General features: G+C 42.7%; 22 protein-coding genes. 11 read left to right on the top strand and 11 right to left on the bottom strand.

All coding sequences use genetic code 11. The features are described 5' to 3' along the window. Positions 1-7: 7 nt before the first annotated feature. On the top strand, positions 8-2,428 hold the full coding sequence (locus V7K62_RS10660; protein WP_334863902.1) for a hypothetical protein: 2,421 nt from the start codon (positions 8-10) through the stop codon (positions 2,426-2,428). Positions 2,429-2,644: 216 nt separating this feature from the next. Then, positions 2,645-2,794, top strand: coding sequence for a photosystem I reaction center subunit VIII (locus V7K62_RS10655; protein ID WP_334863899.1), 150 nt, complete (start codon positions 2,645-2,647; stop codon positions 2,792-2,794). Positions 2,795-3,030: 236 nt separating this feature from the next. Here V7K62_RS10655 and V7K62_RS10650 read toward each other — a convergent pair whose 3' ends face one another. From V7K62_RS10650 to V7K62_RS10625, 6 genes are all read right to left on the bottom strand, one after another. Further along, complete coding sequence (locus tag V7K62_RS10650) at positions 3,031-3,150, bottom strand: photosystem II reaction center protein J (RefSeq protein WP_012411803.1); 120 nt, start codon at positions 3,148-3,150, stop codon at positions 3,031-3,033. A gap of 70 nt (positions 3,151-3,220) precedes the next feature. Next, entirely contained in the window at positions 3,221-3,343 is a 123-nt protein-coding gene (locus V7K62_RS10645) for a photosystem II reaction center protein L (protein WP_012411802.1), read from the bottom strand. An 8-nt stretch (positions 3,344-3,351) separates the two neighbouring features. Beyond that, a complete protein-coding gene (psbF, locus tag V7K62_RS10640) occupies positions 3,352-3,489 on the bottom strand; it encodes a cytochrome b559 subunit beta (protein WP_012411801.1) in 138 nt (45 codons plus the stop codon). A gap of 9 nt (positions 3,490-3,498) precedes the next feature. Next, positions 3,499-3,747 carry a cytochrome b559 subunit alpha gene (gene psbE, locus V7K62_RS10635; RefSeq protein WP_069071322.1) on the bottom strand — a complete coding sequence of 83 codons (249 nt, stop codon included), beginning with the start codon at positions 3,745-3,747 and terminating at the stop codon, positions 3,499-3,501. Between the two features lie 171 nt (positions 3,748-3,918). Continuing rightward, on the bottom strand, positions 3,919-4,938 hold the full coding sequence (locus V7K62_RS10630; RefSeq protein WP_334863898.1) for a photosynthesis system II assembly factor Ycf48: 1,020 nt from the start codon (positions 4,936-4,938) through the stop codon (positions 3,919-3,921). A 101-nt stretch (positions 4,939-5,039) separates the two neighbouring features. Then, a complete protein-coding gene (locus tag V7K62_RS10625; protein ID WP_334863897.1) occupies positions 5,040-5,375 on the bottom strand; it encodes a rubredoxin in 336 nt (111 codons plus the stop codon). A 326-nt stretch (positions 5,376-5,701) separates the two neighbouring features. Here V7K62_RS10625 and ndhC point away from each other — a divergent pair, with 326 nt between their 5' ends. The 3 genes from ndhC to V7K62_RS10610 are packed head-to-tail and all read left to right on the top strand — an operon-like array spanning position 5,702 to position 7,315. Then, the gene (gene ndhC, locus V7K62_RS10620) at positions 5,702-6,064 is read left to right on the top strand and encodes a photosynthetic/respiratory NAD(P)H-quinone oxidoreductase subunit C (protein WP_094333328.1); all 363 of its coding nucleotides are present in this window, start codon (positions 5,702-5,704) and stop codon (positions 6,062-6,064) included. After that, positions 6,055-6,792, top strand: a complete 738-nt coding sequence (gene ndhK, locus V7K62_RS10615) for a photosynthetic/respiratory NAD(P)H-quinone oxidoreductase subunit K (protein ID WP_334863896.1) — start codon at positions 6,055-6,057, stop codon at positions 6,790-6,792. Before ndhC ends, ndhK begins: the two co-directional genes overlap by 10 nt. Continuing rightward, positions 6,785-7,315 carry an NAD(P)H-quinone oxidoreductase subunit J gene (locus V7K62_RS10610; protein ID WP_334863895.1) on the top strand — a complete coding sequence of 177 codons (531 nt, stop codon included), beginning with the start codon at positions 6,785-6,787 and terminating at the stop codon, positions 7,313-7,315. Before ndhK ends, V7K62_RS10610 begins: the two co-directional genes overlap by 8 nt. A 133-nt stretch (positions 7,316-7,448) precedes the next feature. Here the strand turns inward: V7K62_RS10610 and V7K62_RS10605 are convergent, their stop codons facing one another. Further along, positions 7,449-9,011: an AAA-like domain-containing protein gene (locus V7K62_RS10605; RefSeq protein WP_334863894.1), complete on the bottom strand. Its 1,563-nt coding sequence runs from the start codon at positions 9,009-9,011 to the stop codon at positions 7,449-7,451. 133 nt (positions 9,012-9,144) lie between these two features. Continuing rightward, on the bottom strand, positions 9,145-10,551 hold the full coding sequence (locus V7K62_RS10600; RefSeq protein ID WP_334863893.1) for an AAA-like domain-containing protein: 1,407 nt from the start codon (positions 10,549-10,551) through the stop codon (positions 9,145-9,147). A gap of 329 nt (positions 10,552-10,880) precedes the next feature. On the opposite strand from V7K62_RS10600, the gene V7K62_RS10595 reads away from it, so the two are divergent. From V7K62_RS10595 to V7K62_RS10580, 4 genes are all read left to right on the top strand, one after another. Beyond that, positions 10,881-11,840, top strand: coding sequence for a protochlorophyllide reductase (locus V7K62_RS10595; RefSeq protein WP_334863892.1), 960 nt, complete (start codon positions 10,881-10,883; stop codon positions 11,838-11,840). 221 nt (positions 11,841-12,061) lie between these two features. After that, positions 12,062-13,252 carry an RNA-guided endonuclease InsQ/TnpB family protein gene (locus tag V7K62_RS10590; protein WP_334863891.1) on the top strand — a complete coding sequence of 397 codons (1,191 nt, stop codon included), beginning with the start codon at positions 12,062-12,064 and terminating at the stop codon, positions 13,250-13,252. A 500-nt stretch (positions 13,253-13,752) separates the two neighbouring features. Further along, a complete protein-coding gene (locus tag V7K62_RS10585) occupies positions 13,753-14,217 on the top strand; it encodes a DUF29 domain-containing protein (protein WP_334863890.1) in 465 nt (154 codons plus the stop codon). A 350-nt stretch (positions 14,218-14,567) separates the two neighbouring features. After that, the gene (locus V7K62_RS10580) at positions 14,568-15,188 is read left to right on the top strand and encodes a TMEM165/GDT1 family protein (RefSeq protein WP_334863889.1); all 621 of its coding nucleotides are present in this window, start codon (positions 14,568-14,570) and stop codon (positions 15,186-15,188) included. A gap of 92 nt (positions 15,189-15,280) precedes the next feature. Here V7K62_RS10580 and V7K62_RS10575 read toward each other — a convergent pair whose 3' ends face one another. Then, entirely contained in the window at positions 15,281-16,183 is a 903-nt protein-coding gene (locus tag V7K62_RS10575) for a tetratricopeptide repeat protein (RefSeq protein WP_334863888.1), read from the bottom strand. 378 nt (positions 16,184-16,561) lie between these two features. Between V7K62_RS10575 and V7K62_RS10570 the strand changes: the two genes are divergently transcribed. Continuing rightward, positions 16,562-17,593 carry a hypothetical protein gene (locus tag V7K62_RS10570; RefSeq protein ID WP_334863887.1) on the top strand — a complete coding sequence of 344 codons (1,032 nt, stop codon included), beginning with the start codon at positions 16,562-16,564 and terminating at the stop codon, positions 17,591-17,593. A 113-nt stretch (positions 17,594-17,706) separates the two neighbouring features. Here V7K62_RS10570 and V7K62_RS10565 read toward each other — a convergent pair whose 3' ends face one another. After that, positions 17,707-18,876, bottom strand: a complete 1,170-nt coding sequence (locus tag V7K62_RS10565) for a homocysteine biosynthesis protein (RefSeq protein WP_334863886.1) — start codon at positions 18,874-18,876, stop codon at positions 17,707-17,709. 871 nt (positions 18,877-19,747) lie between these two features. Here V7K62_RS10565 and V7K62_RS10560 point away from each other — a divergent pair. Continuing rightward, positions 19,748-20,050, top strand: a complete 303-nt coding sequence (locus V7K62_RS10560; RefSeq protein WP_334863885.1) for a hypothetical protein — start codon at positions 19,748-19,750, stop codon at positions 20,048-20,050. Between the two features lie 222 nt (positions 20,051-20,272). Here the strand turns inward: V7K62_RS10560 and V7K62_RS10555 are convergent, their stop codons facing one another. After that, positions 20,273-21,415 (bottom strand): AI-2E family transporter, encoded by a 1,143-nt coding sequence (locus V7K62_RS10555; RefSeq protein ID WP_334863884.1) that lies wholly within the window; start codon positions 21,413-21,415, stop codon positions 20,273-20,275. Positions 21,416-21,437: the final 22 nt, after the last annotated feature.

The raw sequence follows: 21,437 nt of genomic DNA, 5'->3' as shown, positions 1-21,437 counted from the left end.
GGCAGAACTGGCAATTACTGTTGTGCCAGATGAAGGGAACTTAGAATATACTGCTCCAGCAGAACCCGCAATTACCTTAGATAATGCGATCGCTGCTGTTTCCGCAGAACTGCCAATTACTAAAGACAGCAACCTTACTACTACTGTTCTGCTCGATGAAACGGAAGAAGATATAGTTATTGATGAGCCGGTGAGTCCTGTGTGGCTCAAAGGAGAGACGGCAGAGCAGATTTTACAAAATTTAATAGATTTAGCTTTACCCGCCTCTGAACTGCTGTCCAAAGATGAAAAGGTTATAGATTCTCCAGCAACACAACTAGCGCCACCATTACTGCTAACTTTAGATCAAGATACTTACATTGCTCGTTGGGGACAAGCTCTTATAATCAACGGGCATATAGAACTCAAAGAAAAGACAAATCTAGATCAGGATGAAACATTATCTCCAAAAAGCCTACGGGCGCTTGAACTAGGAATTGAACTGCGATCGCCCCTAGAGTCAGAAATCTTAACCCAGGTACGGCAACCCTTACCAGACCAAGAGTTGCCCTTCACCATCAATACCTCAATTAATATTCCTGCTGACTGTGAATCTAAGTTAATTTTGGCAGATATCAGTTTGTATGGTAAATTCGCCGATGCTGGTGAAGTCATCCGGTTAGCTAGCCAGTCCTTCACCATTACAGCAGATGTAACCGAATTACTGGCAATCACAGCCGCAGCAAAACCTAGTACATCCTTAAATGACCTCATAGCACGATCAGATTTATCTGCTGCTTTCACAGAACCAGAGACACCTGTTAAGCTCGATTTAAAACTATTAAATCTGGTCAAGGTTCCAAAAACAGACCAGCCACAGATACTCAATCCATCCCCAAACACACCTCTACCACCGCAAATTAACCTGCAAGTTCTGCGAGAAGCTACCCTGCGAACATCTAAGCTCAAGAATTCAAGTATTTCGTTACCTCAATTACCGAAACTGCCCCCTATTCAAAGTGATGCCAACATTCCCGCAGATGTTGTTACAGAACCACCTACACAGGAGGAGTTTCTAGAAAAGGATGCTACTATAGCCACCATCAACTTGGAGCAGTTGGTCATCAGGCAACGTCGAATGCCAATACTCGTCACTACTTTGCCATACTTGAAACGGCTACAAGCTTTGCCGAGTGATGCAGAAGAAGTAAAAAACAATGTCTTGCCAGATGCATTGGAAGTTCAAGGGGCTGAAGACTTGCCGCTGTTGGACGCAATTGTAGCTGAAGATGAAAATACACCTGAATTAGTAATAGATGATGCACAATTCCAGGAAGAATCTTTTGCTGAAGTAGAAGCCGAACCAAATGCACAATTCCAGGAAGAATATTTTGCTGAAGTAGAAGCCGAACCAAATGCACAATTCCAGGAAGAATCTTTTACTGAAGTAGAAGCCGAACCAAATGCACAATTTATTACAACAGGCAACCTTTACTCATCTCCCCTGCTCAGGAAGTGGATGCAGAGCCAAGGATACTCTTTGCCTGAATCCATCAATGATCCGCAACTTCAAGATTACGATAACTATGTTCCAGCGCAGCAGACGCCCCTTTCTCTGAGTGCAGAAAATGCGAATGTTGATGTCCACTTGCCGTTAAACCTAGATGCCAACATGGAGAATAATCTGAGCGAAGGTTGGAGCAGCTCACAACTTCTCCTGACGGAGACGCGCAACGGACAGGGTACATGGGAAGAAGTCGAAGGGTTAGCTTCCGAACTGGGGAACTTTGGGGAAGATATAGACACAGCGCAGGAAGCGGATCTGGGGATAGGAGAAAATACGGAACTAGAAAAAGTATTAGAACCAACACTCTCATCGGCTTTGGTAACACAAATACCGCCGCCCCCTCCTCCAATAAAAATAAATATAGCGTCAGCTTGGTTAGCGCAAGAAATCGTCGTAGATGATACATATAGTGAACTGGAAGCCGATGCAGCTACGAGTTACCCGTTTGAAGAAGAGGAGCAGGAGCAACCACTGTTAGATTCATCCCCTTCCTTACCTATAATTGCGGCAGCCACTGGGCCTTTGCCAATTCCACACCTGCATATACCAGAAGGCGAACTAATTGCTGGCAAGTCTGTAATAGTGCGCGTAGTACTGCCTGAAGTACCTCCGCAAGTTGTTGTCAAGTTATGGCTTGAAGATTATCAAACTCGCTGCTTACTAGATAGGCCCCATTTATTGACAAATTTACTACCTAATGCATGGGGGGAAGTGGAAGTGATGACGCAATTAAACATTCCCTTTGGCTGTTTGGAAATTCGCTTAGAAGCGATCGCACTCGATCTGACAACTCAACAGGAGAGTCACAAAGTCACAATATTGCGAACTGTGATTCCTCCAGACTTGCCAAAGTTGCAGCTAGATGAACTCCTGGGTATGTGATCGCGAGTAGCGAGTAACTCAGAGATGAGGGAGACAAGGGGGAATTATTCAGCAAATCTGTCCCTAGTCCCCATTACCGCTTATCCCCAGAGGGGGCCCCACCTTCCCCAGTCCCAATATTGCCTGTGTTAAAAATATGAAAGAATTTCAAAAATCTGGCAGAATTTGCAGTAAGCTCATTTTGAATTGTAGTGTGATTTGATAGGAACCTTTACTATGGCAGTTTCTTTTTTGCCTTCTATCTTGGCTAGTACTTCGTACTTGTCTCCCATCTTCATTTCCATAATTGGTTGGGTTTTACCAGGTATTGTCTTCGCATTTCTGTTTTTATACATTGAAAGCGACGATATCAGCGATATTAAGTGATACTGATGTAGTCATTAGTCATTAGTCATTTGCAAAAAACAAATGACATAGACGCGCCAGGGGCTACTCTACGAGTTCTCCGAAGGAGTACCCGCAGGGGTAGGACAAAGGACAAATGACTACTGACCAAAATTAATACCGCCTATCTCATAAAGACAGGCGGTTTTTTTAACGTTGATTTCTCAACAAATGCTGGAAAATTCTAACTTATAGTGTTCGGTTCAAACTAACTAATGTTAAATCGAAGAACCGAGTCCGGCGTAGGCACCATAAAAGAAAATGCCCAAGACTGTAATTATACCTAAACCTGCGATCGTAGCGACGACCCACAGGGGAATTCTCCCACTTCCAGACACAGCTTTTCTCCTCCCTTAACAACAAATCAACACATGTTCAATAAACAAAGATTAACAACAGTAGTTCCAATTAGTTAAAGAAGTAACTGGAAAAGAGAATACCCAGAACGAAAACTAGTAGTAGTCCCAGGTATAGCGAAGTCCGGTTTAGTTCAACCGGCTGATTATTGGGATTGGGCGATCTTTCTACCATAATTGCTCCTAACGGTGAATAAATTGCATTGCGGCGATCGCGCCTAAAAAGAATACAGTAGGTACACCTAAAGTGTGAACTGCCAGCCATCTAACGGTAAAAATTGGATAGGTAACTGGTTGATTGATGTTATTGCCGCTAGTCATAATCTCAAACTATTTTCCGATAAATTGTTCAACTTGTTTTTTAGCTTCAAAACGGTTCTTCACAATGGGCACTTCTTGCCGCGCTGGTGTGAAATACTCATTGGGACGAGGTGTGCCAAAAGCATCATAAGCCAGTCCAGTTTGCACAAATAGCCAACCAGCAATAAACAAAGCTGGGATGGTGATGCTGTGAATTACCCAGTAACGAACGCTAGTAATGATGTCCGAAAACGGACGTTCTCCAGTGGTACCTGACATTTAGATTCCTACCTTCACAAAGAATGTTATAGAGTTTATTATCCTACAAAGTTAAGAAAGAGTTACAAGTTGCAACGTTCTTCTCAGAAATAGGGCATTGGGTATTGGTTATTGGGCATTGGGAAACTCTTACCTAGTACCTAGTCCCTAGTCCCTAGTCCCCAGTTTCCATTAAGCTGCTTCTGGAGAAGTTGTTTCAGGTTTTGGTAGATATTTGAGCAAAACGCCGCGATCGCCAATTATAAATCCCCGTTCTGGCTCTAAGAACACAATCTTGTACAAATTAGCAGCAACTTCTTCCACTGCACGGTCTTTTTCCCAGGTTTTGCCACCGTCGCCACTGCGTAGTAAATTACCGCTACCCCCACCTATCCAAATTTCATCGGGTGTGCGATATGCCAAATCCAGTAAACCCCAACTGGTGGATAACTCTGGATATTTTGCATCTTGCCATTCTTCAGGTTTAGTTGGGTCACTAAACTGAATTTGCCCTCCTCTAGCTAGCAACCACAATTGGCCATTGTCAGCAAAGCCCATATTTTCTACCCGCCGAGAACTATTGCGGTTATGGGGAACCCAAGCATCTTGGCCTGGTTCCCAAGTCGAGTAGAAGCTACCCTTAGCAGAAACAGCAACATATTTACCATCAGCAGAACGTTCCAAGTTACGTACCACACCGACTGCTGATTCCACCTGCGCTTTCCAGTTTTTGCCGCCGTCTGTGGTCTTATAGATGGCTCCGACATCAGTAGCCATTTCAGCTGTCTTGTCTGCCAGTGCCTTAATTGCGATCGGGCTACCTGGTAGCTTTTCACTCAGGGGAATACGCGACCAAGCACCACCTTCATCGGTAGTATGCAGCAACAGTCCAGGCTCTCCGGCAATCCAGCCTTCTTTACCTGCAAAACTTACTGAATCAAAGCGATACTTTTGCTCATCCAGTTGCAGTATTATTGGTTTCCAGGTATTACCACCGTCATTGGTTTCCAATAAGGTGGCATTGCTACCTACTAAGTAGCCATGCTCAGGGTTATTAGTAAAAGCAATATCCAATAGATTCGAGTCTGTGGGCACAGAAATTACTTTCCAAGGGTTGTAGCTAACAGAGGGAATTTTGCTACAACCTATGCATATCAGGATTACTATTAACAAGGCAAATATTCGTTGCCAACTTTTTACAATTGAATGCATCAGTATTTCTTAATTGTTTCTAAATTTCTGTAGGAGTTGGCAGTCAGAATGCTGGACAATCCTGGGTTTTTCATTTTGAATTTTGAATTGCTTAAAAGCTTTCATTGTAAGCCGTAAAGACTAATAAAAAACAAGAAGCCAAGAGCCAAAGCACCAAAAATTAGGATATTCTTTTGGGTTGGCGTTAGGTTGTTGACACCCAAACCGTAACCGAGATTTTCTTTGAAGCCGGATGCAGTACCCGCAGGGCCGATGTTGGCAAAAGCGGTCTTCTTAGCAGCACAAACTGGACAGCGCCAATTTATGGGTAGTTCTGCAAAGGTTGTCCCTGAAGGAATATCATCCTTGTCGTCTCCCTTCTCAGGTTCGTAAACATAACCGCAGGCGCGACACTCGTAGCGGTCTAACACCGGAGTCTCAACAGCTGGTTCGCTCATGGCTAAGGCCTCACAGAGGAGAATTCTTAAATATACGTTAAAAATTATGACATAATTGTTAGACTTTTCTATCACTACCAAAAACGAATCAAATACCTGAAGTGCGTCTGTTTCGCAGATTTCAGAAAAACCAAACAGATATAATGTAAAAGAAAGTTACGCGGTTTGGGGATTGCTTGGGAATTTGGGATTGCTTACTGGGTACTGGGTACTGGGCATTGCTTATCCCCCTTGTCCTTCTTATCTCCCTTATCCCCAGAGGGGGCCCCACCTTCCCCAGTCCCCAGTCACTACTTAAAATACTCCATAAGCGGTAGATACTCATTGTGTTTGTCCTCAGCGGTTACGAGTACCTTCTAGGCTTCTTCATCATCTGTAGCCTAGTGCCAGCCTTAGCGCTCTCAGCATCCAAGCTTCTACGACCCAGTGGTTACAGCCCAGAACGGCGCACCACCTACGAATCTGGTATGGAACCCATCGGGGGAGCCTGGATTCAGTTCAACATCCGCTACTATATGTTTGCTCTGGTCTTCGTCGTCTTTGATGTGGAGACTGTTTTCTTGTATCCTTGGGCGGTAGCTTTCCACCGTTTGGGGCTATTGGCATTTATTGAAGCGCTAGTGTTTATTGCAATTCTTGTAGTCGCTTTAGTTTACGCATGGCGTAAAGGAGCTTTGGAATGGTCTTGAATTCTAACTTAACAACCCAGGGCAAAGAGCGAATCATCAACCCCATTGAGCGGACTACAATCACTCAAGACCTTTCAGAAAACGTCATTTTGACGACGGTTGATGATCTCTACGACTGGGCGCGGCTTTCTAGTCTGTGGCCGTTGCTGTTTGGTACTGCTTGCTGCTTTATTGAGTTTGCAGCTTTAATTGGTTCCCGATTTGACTTTGACCGTTTTGGACTAATTCCCCGTTCTAGCCCCCGCCAAGCCGATTTAATTATTACGGCAGGGACTATTACGATGAAGATGGCTCCCCAACTGGTGCGTCTTTATGAACAAATGCCAGAGCCGAAGTATGTAATTGCGATGGGAGCTTGCACAATTACTGGCGGGATGTTCAGTGTTGATTCCCCCACGGCAGTGCGCGGAGTCGATAAACTGATTCCTGTGGATGTCTACTTACCTGGTTGTCCTCCCCGTCCAGAAGCAATTATCGACGCAATCATTAAGCTGCGGAAGAAAATCGCCAATGAATCGATGCAAGAGCGGGATAAAATTAAGCAAACTCACCGCTACTACAGCACGACTCATAATTTGAAGCCAGTAGAGGAAATTTTAACTGGTAAGTATTTGCAGTCAGAAACTCGCTATGCACCACCGAAGGAATTGGCGGAAGCGATCGGTATGCCAATACCACCTGCACTGCTGAAAGAATTGGCGCAAAAGGAGGAACAAACCCGTGGCTGAAGAAGAATCTAAACCAGTACCAGCAGCCAAAGAAGAATCATTGGTACAAGCCGGTAAAGTTTCCCAGTGGTTGACGGAAAATGGCTTTGACCATGAGTTTTTAGCACCAGACAAGAATGGTGTAGAGATAATTAAGGTGGCGGCAGATTTCTTGCTTCCTACGGCTACAGCCCTTTATGCTTATGGGTTTAATTATCTCCAGTTTCAAGGTGGTGTTGACCTTGGGCCAGGACAGGAATTGGTGAGTGTGTATCACTTGATTAAAGTGGGTGATAATAGCGATCGCCCCGAAGAAGTACGAGTTAAGGTGTTCTTACCACGGGAAAACCCCGTAGTGCCTTCTGTGTACTGGATTTGGAAGACCGCAGATTGGCAAGAGCGCGAGTCTTACGATATGTTGGGCATTGTCTACGAAGGACACCCAAATCTCAAGCGGATTTTGATGCCGGAAGATTGGGTAGGTTGGCCTTTGCGGAAGGATTATATCTCGCCTGATTTTTATGAATTGCAGGACGCTTATTAGAGATTACTGAGTTTCGGCAGTGATTAACCCCTTTCCGGTGGCGGAGAGGGGTTATGTTTTTGGTGTTTCATGTAAAGTTGATTAGTATTCTAAAAATATAAATTTAATTCATACCGCAAAATCTAAAATTAAGTCAGCATCCATCTAACCGAGAATTTGTAGTTATTGCTTTCCCATGATGATCTATCTTGCTACATTTTAACTGTGATTCTAAAGCATCAATTTTTCGTAAAAGCGATACTCCCCACATTATAGAAATCACCAACTTGATTGTCATGCCCACGAGCAAAAGTGTCACTATTGTGGCAGCTTTCTTTTGTTGAGCCAGCCTTTTTTGTTGCTCTGCAAGTCGTGCTTCAACTTCTTTAGCCCGTTCAGCCTCTAATGCCTGCTGCACTTCTCGGCGATCTAATTCTTCACTAGCAGCTAAAAATCGATAATCTAAGTTGCTCAAACTTTTACCATTTGCCCAAGTTTGGGCATCAATCAAGGCTTGTCCACGCAATAAGCGAGATTCATCTTTTTGCTTTGAGGCTACCCATGCATTGAAGTTTTCGTAGTAGGGGCGCAAGTAAGCTAATTTTTTTCCAACCCATTCTAAATTGAAAACTTCTTGATAAATTCGGTTTTTTATTTCAAGAAAACCTTGCTTTTTGATCGCTAAACCAGAGAGCAACAGTTCTACCTGTTCTCGACTATCGTCGGCTGCTACTTTCGCTCCTTGGAGAAGTTGCTGATAAATTCCTAGCAATCTGGCGGCAATTTGTTCGTTTCTGAGGATGCGATCGCGAATTGTCCTGAGATGCTCCGGTTCATCTTGTGATTCCCATTTCTCGATGATGTGCGATCGCACCACATTTTCTATCCAAAATTCTTCTGTGCCAGGGGGAATTTTGAGCTTTCTACCCATATCATCTTGAGATAAGTTTACAAACAGCCGACACAGCTTTTGAGTCAGAAATGGTTGCCCTTCTGTCCAAGCTAATACTTCTTTCAAAACTTTCTGGGGATGATTGTCTTTAATATCTAGTCCTAAAGATAGTGGTTGAGCTTCTTCAAAGGTGAAACCATTTACTTGTATGGTTTTACCAAGATTAAACGGGGTAGTATAATTTCGATCTAGAATTAAGTCTGAAGGTGTCGCCACACCAAAAATTGCAAATGTAATCCGATGATACTCTGGATCAATTGCTCGTTGGTTATAACAGAACCGAATCAAGTTAAAAAAGTCATCAACAGAGAAATCGAGGCTAAGAATACTATCAATTTCATCAATAAAAATAAATAATCTTTCGTTAGGAAACTGAGCTAACAAATTTTCCGAAATAAACCGACTAAGTTTATGAACCAAAGAAATATCATTTTGTTCTTGCCACCAGCTTTTTAAATTGACTTTTCCTAACAGTTTAAAACTCAACCAAATATCGCCAACAACTCCCTTATACCACTGTTCTGGAGTTATATTTTCACAACCAATATTAGTCATATCAACGGTGGCACATCTAAAGCCCTCTTTTTGCAAGCGGTTCTTTGTTTTGACCATGAGTGAGGATTTACCCATTTGCCTACAGCTTAGAACGTAGCAAAATTCACCCTGTTTCAAAGCTTCGTAAAGTTCCACATCTGCTCTGCGCTCAACATAGCTAGGAGCATCACTGGTAAGCGTTCCACCCACTTGGTATCGATAATTGCTCATTTAATTGGTTTTAAATTCGTTCTATATCTAAATCAAAAAATTTGTATCGCAACAGTTAAAAAAATTCATCATAATATTGATGGGTATGCAAGTTTGTAGTCGGAATTTTAGTCATTAATACAAATCCTCAAAACTAATTTGATCCAGTACTAGAAGCATTAGAACTATTTTGCTTTCCAAACTGTTGGCTAAAATAAAGACGATATAACTCACACATGGTGCTAGCTTGATTGCCGTTTAATTGAACCAAACCCATGCTTTCTAGCTTGTAAGCAGCGATCGCGTCTAACTCCACTTTTTCATCTGTTGCAATTACCTGTTGCATAGCTGACATTAATTCTGGTTCTTCTTGCAGTAGTGTCAACAGTTCTCGTAAATGCTGACCGTAAATTCCTACTGGTGTAGATGCGGTTTCTAACAACACCTCCAGCGTCATTTCCCCATGACATAGATGATAAAATGCAAGGCTCACCAGATAGGGATGTCCTCCTACCATTGCTTGTAGGCGTGCAAGGCGTTTTGCCCCTTCTGAATCTGCTGCACAATCTAGTCCATAACGTAATGCTAAATTCTGTACCTGCTTAAGGGTAAATGGTGGCAGTGTAATTGTTATCCCTACATTAAAAGGCGATTGGTTGAGCTTGAGCGGAATATAAATTTCTGTTGTGTGAACCACTACCATCCGCAGTTTTTGCCAAGTCTGATCTTGCTTTGCTTGTTCATGCCAAAATCGCAGCATTGGCAGAAAGTCTTGGGCAATATTGGGATGTTCAAAAACCCGATGGACTTCATTCAAAGCCAAAACTACAGGACTATCATGAATGTATTGCAACAGATATGCTTCAAAATAAATTTTACAGCTTACCTTGCTGCCCATTTCCGTATCCCAAAAATCGTCTAGACAAGAAAGGAGATTTAACTGCCTACTGACATTCACACAAAACCAACGCAAAAATTTATCCAGTGAAGCAAAAACATCTTGGTCAGCTTCTTGAAAGTCTAAATAGACAATTTGATAATCTTGCTCTTTAGCATAAGCAATCATCCGATTCAGCAGGGAACTTTTTCCCATCTTTCTAGGTGCTTTGATCCGGATTAAGCAACCAGGGTATAAAATCTCGTTACAAACAAGTTCTTCCAGGGGCGGGCGATTGATGTAAAGAGGAGAACCCAGTGCTACAGGGCCGCTAGGAAATTCTATCTTGCTTGCTGAAAAAAAGTCTGGAGAAACCATTTCTAAGCTAGATTCTTCACCGAACTTTTGTTGAATCTGATTTTCGCGATCATCTATCTCGTCTTGCAGGTGTTTTTCTAAGGCTAAATGCAGATTTTTTTTTGTTACTCTTTTTCCAAGTGCGATGGAAAGGTCTTGCCACAACTCAGATCCAACTTCCTTGATGTAATTGTTGCAGTAGCCTGATACCTCTGCCATTTCACCGTAAGTTTTGCCCAACCACGATTGATATAGCACAAACCACTGAATTGAGCCGAGAGGCTTGTCTTGCAGAATTTTTGTTACAGATTGTAGAAGCTTATCCACAGCGTATAAATTGTGAAACAGCTAGGAAATTTACTTATACTTTTCAGCCTAGTAATAATATACATCTGAATATCTCTGAAAAAATACTTGAAAACAGAAAAAGTCAAGATTGCATTGATACGATTTTAAACTCTATCAGTACACCAAAAATATGATTATAATTATAGTTATTTGGGTATTTTTTCTGTATAAAAATATACTTTTTGGCGATTAGTCCCTATTACTTGGAGTACGAGGTTAGTTCAGCTTAATACAGCCCGGAAAAACCTGGTGACAATCATGGCTCACTGGTGTGAGATCCTAGAGATAGTCAATTGAGTGCGAACGCAATGGAACAACATCAGAAGCCAACGGTTGTAATTACGGGTGCCTCTTCGGGGGTGGGTTTGTATGCTGCAAAAGCTCTTGCTGAAAAGGGATGGTATGTGGTACTGGCATGTCGGGATTTAGCGAAAGCACAAAAAGCTGCCCAAGCTGTGGAAATCCCCTACAACAGTTATACCAGCATACATATTGACCTTGGCTCCTTGGAAAGTGTTCGACAGTTTGTGAAGAACTTCCGAGCCAGTGGAAAGTCCTTAGACGCTTTAGTGTGCAACGCCGCAATTTATATGCCCTTGATCAAGGAGCCATTACGCAGTCCAGAAGGTTACGAGTTAACTGTCACCACCAATCATCTGGGTCATTTCCTCTTGTGCAACCTGATGCTAGAGGATCTGAAGAAGTCATCTTTAGAGCCAAGGCTCGTAATTTTAGGAACCGTCACGCACAATCCAGACGAACTGGGTGGGAAGATACCACCACGTCCCGATTTGGGCGAACTAAATGGCTTTGCAGAAGGGTTTAAAGAGCCGATCGCAATGATTGATGGCAAGAAATTTGAGCCAGTCAAAGCTTACAAAGATAGCAAGGTTTGTAACGTACTGACTATGCGGGAACTGCATGAGCGCTATCATGAGTCCACCGGTATCGTCTTCAATTCTCTCTATCCGGGATGTGTTGCAGAAACGCCGCTATTTAGAAACCACTATCCGCTATTTCAGAAAATCTTCCCATTATTCCAGAAGTACATCACTGGGGGATACGTGTCTCAGGAGTTGGCGGGAGAACGGGTGGCTGCGGTGGTTGCCGATCCTGACTATAATCAATCCGGTGTTTATTGGAGTTGGGGAAATCGTCAGAAGAAAGATGGCAAGTCTTTTGTGCAAAAAGTCTCTCCTCAAGCCCGCGATGACGACAAAGCCGATCGCGTATGGGAACTAAGCGCCAAGTTGGTTGGACTTGCGTAATCAGCCAGGAGGTGGCGTTACCCTTGTGCATGATTCATAGATTCATTTTTTTGAATGAGTATGGCATTATGTGCAGGTAAGTAATAGTTGAGGTGATTATTACCGAAAAATTGGGTAAAAGCCCCGTCCTTCCAGGACGGCTTTATATTATATTTTGTTGCTATTTATCTTAGTCTTATGAAGAGCGTATTATCATAAGACTAAGATAAATAGAAAATTCCATGTTAATTTTTGAGTTCAAAACCTACGGCAAGGCAAAACAATTTCAAGCAATCGATGAAGCTATCCGAACAACCCAGTTTATTCGGAATAAAGCAATTAGATTGTGGATGGAAGGTCTTGCTAAATCTTGGGTTGAACTCTCGCGGCATTGTACATTATTGGCGAAAGAGTTTCCTTTTGCAGATAAGTTAAACTCAATGGCTAGACAAGCCGCAGCCGAACGAGCATGGGCTGCTATATCTCGCTTCTACGACAACTGCAAGAAAAAGACATCGGGTAAAAAGGGGTATCCAGCTTTTCAAAAAGATTGTAGAAGTGTAGAGTATAAATCAACTGGCTGGAAGTTATCTGAAAACAGAAAATTTATTTTCTTTAGCGATAAAAATGGAATCGGCAAACTAAAAATGAAAGGTACTCGTGACCTAAATTTTTATCAGCCCGACCAAATTAAACGAGTCAGGTTAGTGAAGCGTGCGGATGGTTATTATATCCAACTGTGCATATCGATAGACCGCACAGAAGTGATTAAACCCACTCATCAGACAATTGGACTAGATGTAGGGATAGAAAGCTTCTATACCGATTCCCTTGGTAAAAAGATTGAAAATCCTCGGTTCTATAGAACTGGGGAACAGAAAATGAAACGGTCACAAAGGCTTGTTTCTAGAAAAGTTAAAGGTTCTGGTAACAGGCGTCAAGCCAGAACCAGATTAGGTCGGGTTCACCTCAAAATAAGTAGACAACGTAAAGACCATGCTGTGAAATTAGCACGGTACGTAATCACATCAAACGATGTTGTAGTCTATGAAGATTTGAGGATTAAGAACATGGTCAAAAATCATTGTTTGGCAAAATCAATCAATGATGCTGGATGGTATCAATTTAGAGTTTGGTTGGAGTATTTTGGAAGGGTATTTAAACGGATTACTATTGCGGTAAATCCTTCATATACAAGTCAAGAATGTTCTAAGTGTGGCTCGATTGTGAGAAAGTCACTATCTACTCGTACACACGTTTGTCAATGCGGTTGCAAACTAGATAGAGATCATAATGCCGGGATAAACATTCTGAACTTAGGATTGGGTACGGTAGGGCATACCGGAACCTTTGCGGCAATCGCTTGCAACGCTTCTGGAGAATCGACCTCTACTTTAGCTGGAGCAATCCTGTTAGAGCAAGCCGTCTCGTAGATAGAAGAATCCCCGTGCGTTCACGCCGGGGAGTGTCAAGTCACCTCTGACTTTAGTAAAGTTGTAGACAAAGGAAATGAACTGGCGCTTAACGATTTCAGAGCAGTATTTCTTCCTTATTGCATTGAAAAACAACCTGATGGAAGATACGTAGTGCTTAATAGAAAATACAAGCCAGTTGGTTTTAAAACCAGGGAAGACATTAAGTATGAAGAGTATCCTATTTGCGTTAAATTGAAAGGTATAGGTTCAGCAACAGCAGCCAAACTTTCTTAAAAGGTGATTCAAATACAGACACAATTTATCTGTACAATGATGGTTGTGTTCCAACACACAGTGCTGAACACATGAAGAATTATCTGAAACGCCTAGAGATATTGGCAAAGCTTAAAGTTGATTAGTTAGACAATTGGCAATTACTTGAGTCGGTAGGGTGCGTTACATTTTCACGCACTGATGTTAATTGTAAAGATATGTGAGATATTATCTAAACATTTCCTATGGAAACTGCCATGTCTTCCCTAGAGGCGCATTCCCAAACGCTATATGAGGCTGATTACTTGCAATGGATAGAAACGACTGTAGAAAAATTGCAAAGTCAGGATTACGCAAACGTTGAATGGGAGAACCTAATTGAAGAAATTGCCGATATGGGAAGGGGTGAGCGCCGGAGTCTCAAGAGTAATCTGATTATAATTCTGGTGCATTTGCTCAAATGGCAGTTTCAGCCGGACAAAAGAAGCGGTAGCTGGGAAGGAAGCATAATTGAACATCGTAGACGTGTCAAAGAAGCTCTAGATGATTCACCAAGTCTCAAATCCTATCTTGAGATAGTTTTTGCTGAGTGTTATGCACAAGCGGTTAAGCAAGCAAAAGCTGAAACTGGCTTGTTAATGGAATCCTTTCCTCAGAACTGTCCATACCAGCTAGCAGAAGTCATAGATGATGAGTTTTTACCTCAGTAAGCACTGAATCGGTCTGTATAGCAAAAGTTGCTGCCCAGATACCCGACTTCTTCAAGAAGTCGGGGATCTAAATCTAGGTTAAGTAAGTGCTATTCCTCCCTAAACTTGACTGATACCTGAAAAAGATGTATGCTAAGAATTGCATAGAAGGGGAGTAGCTGCTGGCTAGAAATAAAAAGCCAGTACATCTGAATCAACATACTGGCGATGAGCCTGGTTCAGGTGGCAAATAATCAATATTTGAAAGCGAGACCTTCACTAAGTTCACACCGAAAAGTGTAAACTTGGTGAGGTCTTTTGGCTCTCATCAAGCTTCACATCGGTAAACGATTCTTCAGGAGCTTGAGAGAGTGTTAACAGCTTTTACCGCAGCTTTATTATTAATTACAGTTTCAGAACTAGGCGATAAAACATTTTTTATTGCTGTGATTTTGGCAATGCACCATCCGCGGCGGCTGGTATTTATAGGTGTGACAGCTGCTCTAGCCGCGATGACAATCCTTTCGGTGCTATTTGGACAAGCAGTATCTTTGTTGCCAAAAGTTTATATTCATTACGCTGAAATAGCTTTATTTATAGCCTTTGGTATCAAGCTGCTGTATGACGCTAGTAAGATGTCTCGTGCTGCTTGTGATACACAAGTTGTCGAAGAAGCCCAAGCTGCGGTGAAACAAGCAGATTTGCAGTTACCAAAGCAAAAGACTTCCTTAGCAATTGTCATAGAAGCCTTTGCGTTGACATTTATGGCAGAGTGGGGCGATCGCACCCAAATTGCCACTATTGCCCTAGCCGCAGGTAATAATCCAATTGGAGTCACAATAGGTGCAATTTTAGGACATTCCATTTGTGCTGCGATCGCAGTTATCGGCGGCAAAATGATTGCCGGGCGCATTTCTGAACGTCAACTCACCTTTATTGGTGGATGCTTGTTTCTAGTCTTTGGTGTCGTTGCTGCCATTGAAGGAGCGTGAGGGGACAAGGAGACAAGGAAGAGACTTATTCAATAATTCCTCTTTGTCCCAATTCCCAATCCCAATTCCCAATTCCCAGTTCCCACTCCCTATTACTTGGGCGTCAAAATATTATTTTCCGGTGAAGGCGCGGGAGATGGAGCAGATTTAGGAATGGGGGAAACCGTTGCTGCCTTCTTAATTTCGTCTCTGTACCGAGCCGGTGCTAAAGCTGCGGCACTATCAAACAAAGGTTTTGCATCTGCGTCTTTGCCCTGTTGTTTCAGGAGCATCGCTTTTGCCACGACGGGGCGAAAATCCTTGGGATCTTTCTTAATTGCCTGATCATAAACAGAGCTAGCTTGAGCGTAGCGTTTCTGGGAAGCATGAACAGAACCTAACAACACCTGCACGGCAACTGTATCTACACTTCCAGGCTGAATTGTATTTGCTTGGGCTGCGTTAGAGAGGGTTTCTCGCAACAAACCAATGGCTGCTTCGGGGCGTTGCTGACTGATCAACAGAGCCACCATTCCTTGCAAAGCCTTCAAATCGCCTGGTTTTGTAGACAAAATCGAGCGATAAGCTTGAGCGGCCCCTTCGCGATCGCCTATTTGCTGTTTGGCTTGAGCCAGTAACACTGAATATTCAGACTGTTCGGGATTCAGCTTGGCTAGCTTTTCTAGGGGTTCAATCACAACTTGGATATCAGCTGGTTTAACCTCACTTTTTTCTTTTTGACTCAGTAGTTGCAGCCGCGCCTGTAACAAGCCTTTAAGCGCACTCTGATTTTCTGGTTCCCTTTGCAAAACCTGTTCATAACCCCGTACTTCGTCTTCCAGTTTTGATTTTTGGTCAGCGGAGGATAAACTGCTTCTGGTGCTAGCGGTATTCTGGTTTGAGGGTGGCGTATTATTAAATGCTCCAATTATGGGAATCACCGAAACACCCACAAAAGCAAGAATTGCCAGTGCCAAGACGACTCGAACTATCCAACGATTGCGCGGTTGAGACACAGTTTTGTCTTTCTCCTAAATTTTAATGACATTATCCTTTACACAAATCGTAAAGTTAAAAATTTCCAAAACTTTGCGGAATACTGCCAATTGCCTGTGAATTTTATAACAATTAACTATTTACACTGCTAAAGTAAGTGATGACTTTAGGAGGAGCCGTCAGAATTGTCGCTATGATATGCTTCCGAAACTAGTGTAAAGGCCTTAAATTACACATTTAGTGTTTATACACTAAATTTAGCGCCTTTAGGATTGTGTAGAGTACCCTAGTGTGATTTTGTAAAAAGCCAATATACTTTCATCAGTCGCACAAATGCTCTTTCCAGCTGCCTTTGTAAAATCCCACAATGGGATGTGTCTCCGCCGCAAGGAGTTTTTATGAATTCCGACCTGATGCCGTTGCCTGAATCCTCCAATTCTTCTGCCTCTAACCAGGGCCCAACTAACGTAGAGGCATCCGCTAATGTTCATATAGCAGCCCAGTCCTCTAAAGAAGTTGAAAATTTGCCTGTCAACCCCAACGAGACTGACTCAAATGGGAACTTGATTAATCGACAGCAACCGATTCCGCCTCCCAGCGAACCGATGCAGTATCGAGCGATCGGATTAGTCCGGGGTCGCTATCATGCTAGTAGTGAACAATTTACTCAAGGTACGCTGCTGACCGCAGATGGTGTAGAACTCAATGCCGTCCTCCTAGGTCGGATTATGAGCTTAGTCAAGAATCATCTAGACTTAGAAAAAGAACACCTGTGGGTAGTATATCCACGTACAAGACAAGAAAATGATACCTTGCACATCCAAATCGTCGGAGTTTGGGAGCCAGAAAATCTGGCTAAAAACTCAACAGATGAGGACGAATCAGATTTGGAGTTGCAAGAGTTACAGACACTCGATGATGGCTTATCCGAGAACTCTGAACTAAATACAACTGCCCCCAGACCCTCATCAGAAGTTGCAGATGGTGGTTTTTCTGTTCGTGGTGAAGTAGTATACCAGTCTTTTGATGCTAAAAGCTTGGTAGTCAAAATTAGGCAGGCTCCACGCAAATCAACTGACAAACCCAAATATTTTAAGTTGAAATTGAGGGGTGTGCTGACCACCAAAGCAGTGGGAAAATTCTGGGACTTCCAAGCCAAGCGGGAAGCAGACGTTTTGGTAGTAGAAAAAGCTCAGGCGATCGCTGACTTGCCCAAAAAACGCAGACCACCATTCAAAGGTGGGCCTCGTGCTGGCGGTGTTGCTGGTGGTGCTGGTGGTAGAAAACCATTCCCCCCTAGACGCAGTGGCGAAACTCCTCGTCCCATCAAGAAAACAGGCGTAAGCAGCGACCCCTCTGTAGTGTCAAAACCTATACCAAAAACACCCGCTCCTAAACCCATCAAGCGACCGAAACCGACTCAAGAGTAGGGTATGGGGATTGGGCAATTCAATTTTGGATTTTGGATTTTAGATTTTGGATTAAATTTCAATCTAAAATCCAAAATCTAAAATCTAAAATTCTTACTCCCCAGCCCCCAGCGTCAAAAATCCGTCCGACGGTCTTGGGGTAGAAAAGATCGCTCCATCGGAATTGGAGAAACTGGTTCTGTGAGGGTAAACGTACCTGCTTCGATCCACTTTTTCAACTCTAGGGCGACTTGCCTAGAAAAAAACAAACTCGCTAAGGGGGCAGAGCGTACCGCTTTGCCCTCGATGGTAATCCGCCCAGATTTGAGTTGGGCGTAACTCACTAAACCAAAGGTGGGACGGACACGGCGAGGAATAGAAAAATCCACTATTGGGGCTACTAAGTCTTGATCTTGCACTGCACAGTGTTCAACTACTTGTTCATTTAGTACAGGCAGTGGTACACCAACGCCTAACATTAATGAGGGGCCATAACTTTTGAAGTAACACCCCCGCACCCAATGAGCATCCATTTGCTTGGCATCACCAATTAAAGCTAAAGTGGCGGAAGGCCCAATCGGTGTACGATTAGCTAAACGCTTTTGTAAGGGGAAGTGCTGAGTGCCTTCCCAGGCGACATATCCAATACCACCTCCTAAAAAAATTCGAGTACCTATACCAACGAGTTGCAAATCGGGGTCGTTGAGTAAAGGGGAAATAGCACCGGGGTTAGAATAAACAGCATTCCCCAGACGCGGTTGTAAAGGGCCGAGATAGGTGAAGAGGGGGCGATCGCCACCATTGACACCAACAATAAAATTTTGATAAAGATTGCGCGGATTGAATAAATAAAACTGATTAATTGTGTCACTGGTAATTGTAGTTTCAAAAGCTGCTCTGGGGTAACAATCTGTTACTTGTCCTTGCGCTTTTACATGTATAGGTTTACCAGCGATCAAATCTTCGATTACATGACCGCCGCCGCGTTCTCGGACTTCTTCCCCGTCTGTAGTCTCCACAGCAGAACTCGCACCCAAATATAAATCTACTGCCCCAAAACCAGAGTATGCTGGCACGCCATCTAACCAACAACGGCGAATTTTTATCGGGGGGTCAGTGTGTCCCAGATTGATAATTGCACCACTTGATTCCATCGGCTCAAAAGTGCCAGTGGTAATTACATCAACTTCTTTAGCAGCTTTAGTAACACCGATTTCTACAACTCGTGCTTTTAATTCTTCAGTTGTCAACACTACTGCACGTTGGCGGCTGATTTTCTCGTTAATTTCTGCAATTGTTCGCATCTTATCAGTGCTTGCGCTTCCTGGTGAATGGGGAATAGGGAAAAGAAATTTTCATTGCTCCTTGTGAGCCCAGATTATCGAGACTCTTGTATAAGTTCATCTTGAAATAGGTGTAGCCAATCTCTGCGCGACAGCTTAACACCCAGGATAAAGATAAAATTCCAAAAAACAATTCAACTATTGCAAAGTCCAAATGATATATTTTTTGGGGCAAGCAAGCTACCTACCTATATCAAAAATATTTTTGTAATACGTAAAATTACTTGATAAAAACCCTTGCATTATTAATCAAATGTATGTATGGTTAGGATTAAGTAGACTTACTGGACTTAAATGATTTTACGCCAACCGAAAGAAATATTTCTGGTTTTTGTAAAGCATTCTAAGAGGGTGTTTGAAAAGTATTTGGCTGTGATTTTAGGCACTTTGATCCCCCCTAACCCACGCCAGTCGCTCCACTTGGGGAGACCCCAGACGCTCGATGACTCGCTACCGCTTCGCTATCGCTTTTAGCGTCTCCCCTTGGGAGAAGACCGCGCTGGCTCCCCTTAAAAAGGGGGGAACCGGAATCAAAGTCCCCCAATTTATCGGGGGATTTAGGGGGATCTAAAATGTTTTGATACCGACAAGAGGACTTTTCAAACAACCTCTAAGCTAACTAGTCAATGGCAAAGTGGAAGCTAATAGCAGATGCTAGAAAGTTTTGGGAAGGGAGAAATTCTTTAAGAACGGTAATAGAAGAGATGTCTAAGCAAAAAGAAGTTGCTCTCTAGGGAACTTATGCTGACTTCTATCCCCCTGAAAATAGTTCTACTTGTTGCTATTGATTTTATTGCTATATTTCACCCAATAACGAATTGAGTAAGAGGCAATGACTACTTCCGAATTAACTAATCTTGAGCAAAGAAACCAAAGTAAGATTTCCGATAGGATTGAAAATTTATCCTCCCCATCAGATAAAAAAAGGTTGTTTAATTTGAAGGTAATAGAGTACTTATTACTTGCAGCTTTTGTCTCTGCTGGATTAGTTATTATTTTTCTTTCAGATAATAAAACATTTGTAATTTCTGGAGCGGTATCTCTAACTTTTTTGTTTTTTTTGTTGCTCATCAATAGACAAGTATTTCAGAACTATAAGCAGGCCGATGACATTTATTTTCTCATTGAAAAATAAAGCCTGGGATGCACCCCTCAAAAGTATGAGATTCCCGAATTTTTAAAAATTCGGGAATCTCATTGTTCTATTTTTGGTAAATCAGTATTATCAGACACACGACTGTGGGCGAGATATTTGCCCATATTCTGATTTACTAGTTTTGTAAAAGTGCGATCGCCTATTCTAAAACCCAAAAGCGATCGCCTAATTAATTAATCCAAAATCGAGTAACCAATCTTCTTATTTCAAGATATCATCATCAATCGAGGGATTCTCATTTATATCTGGATTTTCTACCGTCCAATTATCATCTGCTTCAGGAGATTTAGAAACTATCACAAACTCAGTCTCTTTTCTCTGATTAATTCCCCATTCATCTAAAACATCTTTAATTAACACTTCTTGCAACCAAATCTTAGCAACAACAGTTAGGGGTAGCGCTAGAAATAATCCTAAAAAGCCAAAGAAAGTCACGAAAAATAGCTGGGCAATTAAGGTTATGGCGGGTAGCAATGAGACTTGATGCGCCATCACAACGGGCGTGATAAAATTACTCTCAATCTGTTGAATGATAAAGTAGAGAATCAAGACAGCGACGGCTTTCCAAGGTTCATCCAAGAAGGCGATCGCCATTGCTGGGATTACACTCATCGTTGGCCCCAGATTGGGAATCAAGTTAAAAAATCCCGCTAAAACCGCTAAAGCTAGTGCTGCCTTAACATGCAAAATTGATAAGCCAATCAGACTCATCACCCCCACTACACAGATGGCAATGAAAGCGCCTGTAATCCATCCCTCCAAAGAGACTTCACATTTATCTAAAATTCCATCTACCCGACGCCGATAAAATGAGGGAAAAAGCCGCACAAATACTTTGCGATAAGCTATGGGGTCAGCTAATAGCATTCCTGTTAAAACCAACACTAGCAAAATCTTCAGGATAACTTCCAAAGAGCCAGATACAAAGGCGAAAGAGTTTCCCAGTAGCCGATTGACAAAGGGCTGTACTTGTTGGATGAGACTATTGATATCTGGGATGTAAGGAACTAACTGGTTGGGAATATGAGTTCTCAGGGCATCAAGCCAACCATTAAAGCGCTCAAATCCTTTAGGAACCTGATTGGTTAGTTCTTGAAACTGCTGTGCAAATGGCGGCACAATTAGCCAGAAAAAACCCGCGATACCTGCAAAAAAGATAGCTACTGCTAGGAGGACGGCGAATCCACGCTTCATCCCAAAGCTTTGGAAGCGTTTCGCTAGCCGATTTAAGGTGGTGGCTAACACAACTGCGGCAAACATTAGCAAAAGCACTTCCCGAATTTGCCACAGGATGTATAAAGAAAGAAGTATGGCGATTAAGCCGATCCATTGACCGAGGTTCACAGGCTGACTCCCAACGGTTGGC

This window comes from Nostoc sp. (genome assembly GCF_036917935.1).
Lineage (GTDB): Bacteria > Cyanobacteriota > Cyanobacteriia > Cyanobacteriales > Nostocaceae > Nostoc.
Note: the sequence above shows the minus strand (reverse complement) of the source record. Positions and strands in the feature narration are given on the sequence as shown.